Raw genomic sequence first — 458 nt, forward strand, 5'->3', positions numbered from 1 at the left:
GTGTTACAGAGATAGCGATAGGCGTAGCCGCCAATCTGGATGTTATTGCACATGACGCCCAGCAGCACGGAGCGGTCATCGGCCAGCACCGAGAAATTATGCAGCGTGTTACCGATGGTGCCACCAGCAAACTGATGGGTGATCAGCGCTTCCTGCATCAGTTCGTTGTACAACGCTTCCGCGACGGCATTATCGATAACCAGCGAGTGCCCGGCACTCAGGCCATAACGTGCGAGAAAAGCGTCATCGACTTTGGCTTCGATATCCACCAGCGTCTGGTCGATACCCACCGCCCAGCTGCCTGCATCAACGTCGTGCTGGGCGGGCTGTAACAGGGGGTCGCGTGCGCTGACGGGAAAGTAGTGTTTGGATTTGCGTTTGCCGGGAAATTTCATCGGGAGGTGCCGTCTGGAAAAACAGGCGGAGAATGATATCACACTCTCCGCCTGCGCTTTAAC

1 pseudogene is annotated in these 458 nt (G+C 56.1%); it reads right to left on the reverse strand.

Annotated elements, in window-relative coordinates:
- Window positions 1–395, reverse strand: a pseudogene (locus LC407_RS20810) (hypothetical protein); the annotation flags it as partial.
- Window positions 396–458 lie beyond the last annotated feature (63 nt).

The organism is Stenotrophomonas sp. OVS01A (genome assembly GCF_019969775.1).
Taxonomy (GTDB): Bacteria; Pseudomonadota; Gammaproteobacteria; order Xanthomonadales; family Xanthomonadaceae; genus Stenotrophomonas; species Stenotrophomonas indicatrix.